Annotated in this window: 6 protein-coding genes and 3 pseudogenes; 6 read left to right on the forward strand and 3 right to left on the reverse strand. The window is 74.5% G+C overall.

Going from position 1 to position 8,456, the window contains the following annotated elements; all coding sequences use genetic code 11:
* The first annotated feature begins 177 nt into the window (after positions 1-177).
* Both KSNIM_RS34250 and KSNIM_RS34255 read left to right on the forward strand, forming a co-directional pair.
* The gene (locus KSNIM_RS34250) at positions 178-1,476 is read left to right on the forward strand and encodes an ATP-binding protein (RefSeq protein WP_263107061.1); all 1,299 of its coding nucleotides are present in this window, start codon (positions 178-180) and stop codon (positions 1,474-1,476) included.
* A 126-nt stretch (positions 1,477-1,602) separates the two neighbouring features.
* Entirely contained in the window at positions 1,603-2,115 is a 513-nt protein-coding gene (locus KSNIM_RS34255) for a protein phosphatase (protein ID WP_263107062.1), read from the forward strand.
* 16 nt (positions 2,116-2,131) lie between these two features.
* On the opposite strand, the gene KSNIM_RS34260 is transcribed toward KSNIM_RS34255, so the two are convergent.
* Together KSNIM_RS34260 and KSNIM_RS34265 are read right to left on the reverse strand one after the other, a co-directional pair.
* Positions 2,132-3,001 carry a hypothetical protein gene (locus KSNIM_RS34260; protein ID WP_263107063.1) on the reverse strand — a complete coding sequence of 290 codons (870 nt, stop codon included), beginning with the start codon at positions 2,999-3,001 and terminating at the stop codon, positions 2,132-2,134.
* A gap of 60 nt (positions 3,002-3,061) precedes the next feature.
* Positions 3,062-3,964 (reverse strand): NAD-dependent protein deacetylase, encoded by a 903-nt coding sequence (locus KSNIM_RS34265; protein ID WP_263107064.1) that lies wholly within the window; start codon positions 3,962-3,964, stop codon positions 3,062-3,064.
* Positions 3,965-4,629: 665 nt separating this feature from the next.
* Between KSNIM_RS34265 and KSNIM_RS34270 the strand changes: the two genes are divergently transcribed.
* From KSNIM_RS34270 to KSNIM_RS34280, 3 genes and pseudogenes are all read left to right on the forward strand, one after another.
* Positions 4,630-5,607 carry a GlxA family transcriptional regulator gene (locus KSNIM_RS34270; protein ID WP_263107065.1) on the forward strand — a complete coding sequence of 326 codons (978 nt, stop codon included), beginning with the start codon at positions 4,630-4,632 and terminating at the stop codon, positions 5,605-5,607.
* 95 nt (positions 5,608-5,702) lie between these two features.
* A complete protein-coding gene (locus tag KSNIM_RS34275) occupies positions 5,703-6,482 on the forward strand; it encodes an MBL fold metallo-hydrolase (protein WP_263107066.1) in 780 nt (259 codons plus the stop codon).
* Positions 6,483-6,555: 73 nt separating this feature from the next.
* Positions 6,556-7,559: pseudogene (locus tag KSNIM_RS34280) on the forward strand (IS5 family transposase).
* 19 nt (positions 7,560-7,578) lie between these two features.
* On the opposite strand, the pseudogene KSNIM_RS34285 reads toward KSNIM_RS34280, so the two are convergent.
* Positions 7,579-7,872: pseudogene (locus KSNIM_RS34285) on the reverse strand (helix-turn-helix domain-containing protein); the annotation flags it as partial.
* 55 nt (positions 7,873-7,927) lie between these two features.
* Here KSNIM_RS34285 and KSNIM_RS34290 point away from each other — a divergent pair.
* Positions 7,928-8,456: pseudogene (locus KSNIM_RS34290) on the forward strand (FUSC family protein); the annotation flags it as partial.

Genomic DNA, 8,456 nt, shown 5'->3' on the forward strand with positions numbered 1-8,456 from the left:
CCGGCGCCGGCCTCCGGCGGGACACCGGGGCCGGGCGGCACCGCCCGGCGGGCGGCCAGGGGATAGGGCGGCAGGGCCCCGGGGTGCAGGGGCCCCTGCCGCCCGGGGCCCTGCCGCGCGGGGGTGGACCTACCGCCCGGCGCGCAGGACCGACCGGCGCACGGAACACTGGCCGGTATGAGAGGCACCGTGTCGCCCTGGCGCATCCGCGACCTCGAGGACGCCGACCTCGACCAGGTGGTCCGCATCTGGGAGGAGTCGCGGGACACCCCGGCGGACCCGGTCATCGGCCTCGCCGAGGTGCTCACCGCCGTCCGCGGCGGCGCGCCCGCCGTGGTGGCGGTCGTCCGCTCCCAGGTCGTCGGCGCGGTGTTCTCCTCGACCGCGGCCGAGCGGGGCTGGGTGCTGCGGTTGACCATCGCGCGCTCGTGGCGGCACCACGGCATGGGGTCGGCGCTGCTCACCGCTCTCGAGGAGCGCCTCGCCGAGGCCGGGGTGCGCCGGATCGGCGCCCTGCTCCCGCGCGGCGAGGTCGGCGAGCGGGCCTTCACCAACTCGGGCTACACGGGCCGCCCGGACCTCAGCTACTTCGAGAAGGTGCTCGCCGCCGACTCCGCCGAGGTGACCATCCTCGACCAACTCGGCGGCGCCGTGCCCGACACCGGGCTCTGGGACCACATCGCCGGCATGGACGCCGAGAAGAGCCTGATCGAGCGGCGGCTCGTCCTCCCGCTGGAACACCAGCGGACGGCCGAGCACTACCGGCTGGTGCCGCCGAGGGCCGTCGTCCTCTTCGGCCCGCCCGGCACCGGCAAGACGACCTTCGCCCGTGCGGTCGCCTCGCGGCTGCGCTGGGCGTTCATCGAGGTCTTCCCGTACCAGCTGGCCGCGGACCCGCACGGCGTGGCGGCCGGGCTGCGCGAACTGTTCTCCCGGGTGGACCACCTGGAGAACGTCGTCCTGTTCTTCGACGAGGCCGAGGAGATCGCCTCCGAACGCCGCGACCCGACCACGCTCGCCCACCGGGTCACCAACGAACTGCTCAAGCTGATCCCGCAGTTCAGGCGCCGGGACCGCCGGTTGCTGATCTGCGCCACGAACACCGTGCGCAGCCTGGACCCGGCCTTCCTGCGCCCCGGGCGGTTCGACTACCTCATCCCGGTCGGACCGCCCGACGCCGAGGCCCGCCGGGCGATCTGGACGCGCTACATCGGCCCCGACCGCCTGCCCGGCATCGACCTCGACGCCCTCGTCGAGGCCAGCCGCCGCTTCACCCCCGCCGACATCGAGTACGCGGCGCGGACCGCCGCCCAGTCCGCCTTCGAGCGCCACCTGGCCGCCGACACGCCGCAGGCGGAGGACCCGAACCGGCTCACCGGGGACTACCTCCGGGCCGTCGCCCGCACCCGGCCCACTCTGAGCGAGGCCGACATCCGCGCCTTCGACCACGACCTCCGCGACTCCGCCCGTACCTGAACGCCGTTGCCCGAACGCTCGCACCCGAACGCCCTTGCCCGGCGCCCGCACCCGACGCCGGTACGGTCACCCCGCTCGGGAACGCCCCGCGGACGGCGGCCGTTGGACCGCCGGAGAGGGGTTCGGGTGAGGACACGTCAGAAGGACCGCGACGTCCCGGGGTCGCAGGCGCCGTGGGACGAGATCGTGCCCGGCCTGTGGATGGGCGGTCACTACTGGACGGACACCGCGGGGGAGTTGCAGCTCGCGGTCGTCGGCAACGAGTTCGACCTGGTGGCCAGCCTGTACGCCGCCCCGGGCCACGGGCCGGCAGCCGGCGTGGAGCACCTGGTGGCCGAGATCCCGGACGCCCCGCTGACCGCCGGGCAACTCGGTGACGTCCAGCGCCTCGCCCGGGCCGCCGCGCAGGCCGTCCGCGAGCGCCGCACCGTGCTCGTCCGGTGCCACTCCGGCTACAACCGTTCCGGCCTCGTCGTCGTGCAGGCCCTCGTCGAACTCGGGGAGGAGCCGGCGGCCGCCGTGGCACTCGTCCGGCGGCAGCGCTCCCCGTGGGCCCTGCACAACCGCGTCTTCGAGGACTACCTCGCCATCGGTCTGGACGTCGCCACCCTGCTCACCGGCCTGGACACGCAGGCCTGAGCGGGCCGCACCCTGATCAGGCCGGTGCGTGCAGGGCCAGCGTCCAGGTGTGCACGGTGTGGCGCTGGTGGTCGGCCGGGTCGCGCTCGGCGACGATCGCGGTGAGGCGGTCGCCCTCGCGGCGCAGGGCGCTGATGTACCGGTGCCGCCCGTCCGGGGGCACCGACGTCAGCTCGGCCAGCACGGTGTGCTCCAGCCCGCGGCCGACGGCCCGCACCAGCCCGTCGTCGATCACCAGCACGGTGCCGTCCTCCAGCACCACCGGCCGCGGCACCGTCGGGTCGGTGAGCGCGGGGCCCGCCTCCACGACCCCGCCGGGGAGCAGCCGGACGACCCGGCTGCGGGTCGGGTTGCGGCGGTCCTGCTCCACCACCCGGATCCCGCTGCCGGTGACGAAGTGCCCGAAGCTGCGCCAGGCGTCGACCTCGGTGCCGTCCCGGTCGTACTCCCAGGTGTCGAAGCAGCCGTAGCCCTCCAGGCCGAGGAAGAACCGGCCGCCGCGCAGCACCGCGCCGCGATCGCCGCGGAGTTCGGCGACCAGGTGGCCGTCCGCCAGGTCGAGCAGCAGGGCCGGGCCGAGGAAGCCCCACGCGGTGTAGCGGAGCGAGTCGGTGGTGACGAGCACCCGCCCCCGTGACACGTACGCGGCGTTGGGCCGGGCCTCGCAGCGGTGGGCCCAGCGGGTGCGGCCGGTGTCGTCCGTGCAGCGCACCTCGCCCTCCGCGCCGTGGATGCGCAGCTCCCCGCGCCGGGCCAGCGGTCCGTCCGTCCGGGGTCGCAGGTCGTAGGGCGGCTCGCCGACCGCCGCGACGTGGTCGAGGACGGTGGCGCGCCAACCGGGCGACGGCGCCTGCCCGCCGGGGCCGTTCTGCTCGGGTGTCGGCATGGCGGCGATGGTAGCAACGGCCCCGCCGGAGCGAGGAGATGACCTGTCGCCGCCGTCGCCTCAGGATGCGGGGTGCGGGTGCCCGAGGTGCGCCGCGAGGCGGCCCAGGGTCTCACCGAGCGGTGCGGCCACCGTGGCCGCGGCGAACTCGTCGCCCCGGGTGGCGCCCTGGTTCACGATGGCGACCGGCTTGCCGGTGCGGGCCGCGTGGCGGACGAACCGCAGCCCCGACATGACGGTCAGCGACGAGCCGAGGACGAGCAGCGCCCTCGCCGCGTCCACCAGGTCGTAGCACTGCTGGACGCGCGGCTTGGGGACGCTCTCGCCGAAGAAGACCACGTCCGGCTTGAGCACGCCGCCGCACACCGCGCACGGCGCGACACGGAAGGCGTGCACCAGCTCGTCGGGCAGGTCGACGTCACCGTCCGGGTTGATCCGGGAGCCGGTGTCCCGGAAGTCGCGGTTCAGCTCGGTCAGCCGCCCGTCGAGCTCGCGGCGGGTGCTGGTGCGGCCGCAGTCCAGGCAGACCACGCGGTCGAGGGCGCCGTGCAGCTCGACGGCGTCCACCGTGCCGGCCGCCCGGTGCAGCCCGTCCACGTTCTGCGTGATCACGCCCGCCACGTGGCCGGAGCGGCGCAGCTCCTCGACCGCGCGGTGGCCCGCGTTGGGCAGCGCGCCTGCGATCGTCCGCCAGCCGACATGGCTGCGCGCCCAGTACCGCCGCCGGCCGTCCTCGCTCGCGGTGAACTCCTGGTACGTCATCGGGGTGCGCGGCCGGGCCCGCCCGGTGGCCCCGCGGTAGTCGGGGATGCCCGACTCGGTGGACAGCCCGGCCCCGCTCAGCACTGCAACGCCGCCGCCGGCGAGCAGGCGCCCGACCTTCCGCAGCCCGTCGCTCTCCCGCAGCTCGTCGCTCTCCCGCAGCCCGTCGGCGGGCGTCCCGGGCACCGGATGCATGCGCATGCCCCCGAGGATAGATCCCCCCGACGAGCCGCGGCGGCTCGGCCCGAGTCGACCTGCGACGGATGACGGCACCAGCGGAAATGCGGCTGAAGTCGACCGGGTGGCAGGTGTAGCGTCAGCGTCGTCCAGGTGCGAAGGCCGAGGTTACTTCCTCACTCAAAGGGGTGACCCGGGTTCGAATCCCGGTCGCCGGTTCTGTCCGGCGGTAGTTCAGCGGCCCAGAACGCCTGTGTTCCTCCGCCGACCCCGATCTCTGGACCACAACGTCACAGCTGCACCTCCCGGTGCGTCGGGCGACCGCCCATGCCGTCCCGGGAGGAGAGCGCCGGGGCGCCCGGTGCGTAGGCAGCGGCTACTTCTCTGGTGATGCGCCCGGTCACGCCGGGCGTACGGGTTCGACTCCCGGCCGCCGCGGCCGACTCCGACCTCGGGCGCCCCGGCTCGCTTCCGCCTTCCACCCGCGTGGCGGGGGCGAGAGGGCCTGCCGGGAAGTCCGGGGGTGTGGATGGTGTCCGCGCCTGCCGCCCGGCCGGGACACCGGCGCCGCGGACGCGTTGCGGACCGGGACGTCCGCCCCGCACCCGTGAGCAGGTCCGGGGCGCATGGCCGAATCCGCCAGAGACTCGTCATTGCGGACACCGACCGCGCGCGGCGAGGATCGGGGCATGTCCGAACCGCACCGCGTGGTGGTCACCGCGTTCCCCGGCATCGAGATCCTCGACGCCGCGGGCCCGGCCGAGGTGTTCTCCGTCGCCACCCGCCTCCTCGGTGGTGAACGGCCCGGCTACCGGGTGGAGATCGCCGCGGCCGGCCCCGGACCGGTGACGACCTCCAGCGGTGTCCGGCTGCACGCCGACCTGACGCTCGACCAGGTCGGCGGCGGCATCGACACCCTGCTGGTCGCGGGCGCCGTCGACACCGCCGACGGACCGCCGGTCGCCCTGGTCGACCATGCCGTCACCGCGTGGCTGCGCGCCGCCGCCGGCCGGGCCACCCGGATCGGCGGCATCTGCGCCGGAGCCCACCTGCTCGCCGCCGCAGGCCTGCTGGCCGGCCGGCCGGCCACCACGCACTGGCTCACCGCCGCCCAACTCGCCGCCCAACACCCGGAGATCGAGGTAGACGCCGACCCGATCTTCGTCCGGTCCGGCCACATCTGGACCTGCGCCGGCATCACGGCCGGCATGGACCTGGCCCTCGCCATGGTCGCCGAGGACCACGGCCAGGCGCTCGCCCTGGCCACCGCCCGCACCATGGTGATGTACGTGAAACGCCCCGGTGGGCAGAGCCAGTTCAGCGTTCCGCTGTCCGCTCCGCCGCCGCCCGACGACCGGTTCGGCCCGCTGCTGCGCCTGATCGCCGAACAGCCCTCGGCGGACCTGTCCACGGAGGCCCTGGCCGCGCGGTCCGGGCTCAGCGTCCGGCACTTCTCCCGGCTGTTCGCCCGGCACACCGGCCGCCCGCCCGCCGCCTACGTCGAGGGCGCCCGGCTGGAGCGCGCCCGCCGACTGCTGGAGGAGAGCGACCGGGCCCTCGCGGACGTCGCCCGGGCCAGCGGCCTGGGCTCCGTCGAGACCCTGCACCGCGCCTTCCGCCGCGGCCTCAACACCACCCCGGCGGACTACCGCCGCCGCTTCCGCTGACCGGTCTCCCCCCGTGCCCCTCGCACTCGTGAGGGGCTTCCTCGGCCTGCCCGCGAACGGCCGGCCGCCCCACCGTCCACCTGGAGAACACGCCCGTGTCCCGTACCACCGTCACACCGATCCCCGTGCTCGGCCGGCACGCCGTCAACGCCTACCTGCTGACCGGGCGGCGTCCCGTGGTCGTCGACGCCGGAATCCCCGGCAGCGGGCAGCGGATCCGCGCCCACCTGGAGCGGCTCGGCGTCGACCCGGGCGACGTCGCGCTGATCGTCATCACCCACGGCCACATCGACCACTTCGGCTCCGCGGCCGAACTCCACCGACTCACCGGCGCGCCGATCGCCGCCCACGCGGCCGACCTCGGGCCGTACCGCACCGGGCAGGTCCGCGAACCGTACCTGCCGACCGGCCCGATGGGACGCCTGATGAGCCGCGACCGCCGGCTCCACGTGCGCGCCGAGCCCTTCGAACCGCAGGTCCTGCTGCGCGGCGAGACAGCCCTGGACGAGTTCGGCATCGCCGCCCGCGTGGTGCCCACCCCCGGCCACACCGCCGGTTCGGTCTCCGTGCTCACCGAGGGCGGCGACCTGGTGGCGGGCGACCTGGTCGCCAACTCCTTCATGGGCCTGCTCCCCGGCCGGCCCGCCAACCCGCCGTTCCACGACGACCCGCTCGGCAACCTCGACAGCCTCGACGCGATGCTCGCCCGCAACCCGGCCCGCCTCCACGTCGGCCACGGCACCCCGCTGGACCCGGACCGCGTCCGCCGCTGGGCCGCCCGCGAGCGCACCCGCCTGCTCCGCCGGGCCGCGGCCGGACGGCTCACCACGCGCGCCGACCTGCCCGACGGCGCCGACACGGAGGCCGCCGACTAGGGCCCGTATCGGGTTGTGATCAATATGCGGGTTTCGCCCTCGTGGTCGCGCCCGATCCGATAGATCATGCTGTGTGACGCGAGTGCAACTGACTGACGCCGAATGGGAGTTCATCGGGCCGTACCTGCCGATCGGTGAGTACGGCCCGTACCCCGAGCGGCTGCGCCGGCAGTTCGAGGGCGTGATCTGGCGGTTTCGGACGGGCGGCCAGTGGCGGGAGATGCCGAGCGAGTTCGGGGCCTGGTCGACGGTCCACAACCGCTTCCGGCAGTGGAGGGACGCCGGGGTCTTCGAGGCCCTGCTGGAGGGCGCGATCGCGGAGGCCGCCAAGCGGGGTGAGGTGGACTTGTCGCTGGTCAGCGTGGATTCCACCACCGTCCGGGCCCACCACGACGCCGCCGGGATGCACCTCGACCCCGACACGCTCGCCGACCTGGAGAAGGCGGCCGAGGAGGCGGAGAAGGCCCGGCAAAAGGGGGCGGCCCGAAGGAACAAGACGGGCAGGACACCGCAGACGACCCGGGACGGGACGAGCGGCGACGTGTCCGACGCAGACGCAAGATCCGCCTGAAGGCAGCCCTGCTCGGACGGTCCAGAGGCGGGCAGACCAGCAAAGTCCACATCGCCGGCGAGCGCAAGTGTCGCCCGCTGGCATTCGTCCTGAGCGAGGGGCAGGCCGCCGACAGTCCGCAGTTCATCCCCGTGCTGGCGAAGGTCCGGGTTCGCGGGCCCGTCGGCCGCCCCCGTACCCGGCCCGACGCGGTCGCCGGCGACAAGGCGTACTCGTCCCGCGGCAACCGTGTTCACCTGCGCGAACGGCACATCAAGGCCGTCATCCCGGAGAAGCGGGACCAGGCCGCCCATCGAAAGAAGAAGGGCAGCAGGGGCGGCCGGCCCGTTGCCCACGACGCCGAGCTCTACAAGGAGCGGAACACCGTCGAGCGCCTGATCAACAGGCTGAAGGCCTGGCGGGGCATCGCCACCCGGTTCGACAAGACACCCGAGAGCTACCTCGCCGGCCTCCACCTCCGTGCATCGATGATCTGGATCAAGAGCCTCACCAAGACCGCCCCTTGATCACGACCAAATACGCTCCCTAGTCGGAGCTCTCCCGGGTGACCGGCTCCGACGGCTGACGGAGCCGGGGCCGCACGGTGCCCCGGTAGGTCCGAGGGCTCATTCCGGTGCTCCGCTTGAACCGGTCCCGGAAGGCGATGGCCGAGCCGAAGCCGATCTGGGCGCCGATCCGTCCGACCGGCTGCGGGGTGGTCTCCAGGAGGTGCTGCGCCCGGCGGATCCGGGCGACGTGCAGCCACTGCAGCGGGGTGGTGCCGGTCTGCTCCCGGAACCTGCGGATCGGCGTGCGGGTGCTGACCCCCGCCCGAGCGCTGCGGGCCGGGAGCGGGCAACAATTTCACGGGTGTAATACCTGTTAAGCTGAGTGGGTGGGTTCTGCAACTGTCACTCCCGGGCTCCGCCTCCGCAGCCTCCCGGTGCTCGACGCGCTCCGCCTCGGGCGGCCGTCCGACCGGTGGTTCAAGCCGGCGCTGAGCGTCGCCGCGGCGTCCGTCCTGCCCAATCTCGTGCTCTGCGGCCTCGGCCGACTCGACCTCGCCGCCTACACCATGGCCGGATCGCTGTGCGCGCTCTACGGACACGACCTGCCGTACGCGCGCCGCGCCGCCACCCTCGCCCGGGTGGTGCTCGGCATGCTCGCCGGAGTCGCCGTGGCGCTGACGGCCGCCGCGCTCACCGACGCCCCACTCGTACTGATCGCCGTCGGCGCCGCACTCGCCGGTGTGCAGAAGGCGGTGGCCGACGCCACCGCGATCGGCCCGCCCGGCCACGTGATCTTCACCTTCGCCAGCGCCGGCGCGCTGTTCGCCCCGCAGCAGCCCGGGCAGATCCCCGGCCACCTCGCGCTCACCCTCGCCGCCGGCGCCTTCGCCTGGCTGGTGGCCATGGCCCCCGCCC

Source organism: Kitasatospora sp. DSM 101779, from assembly GCF_025655475.1.
In the GTDB taxonomy this organism is placed as follows: Bacteria; Actinomycetota; Actinomycetes; order Streptomycetales; family Streptomycetaceae; genus Kitasatospora.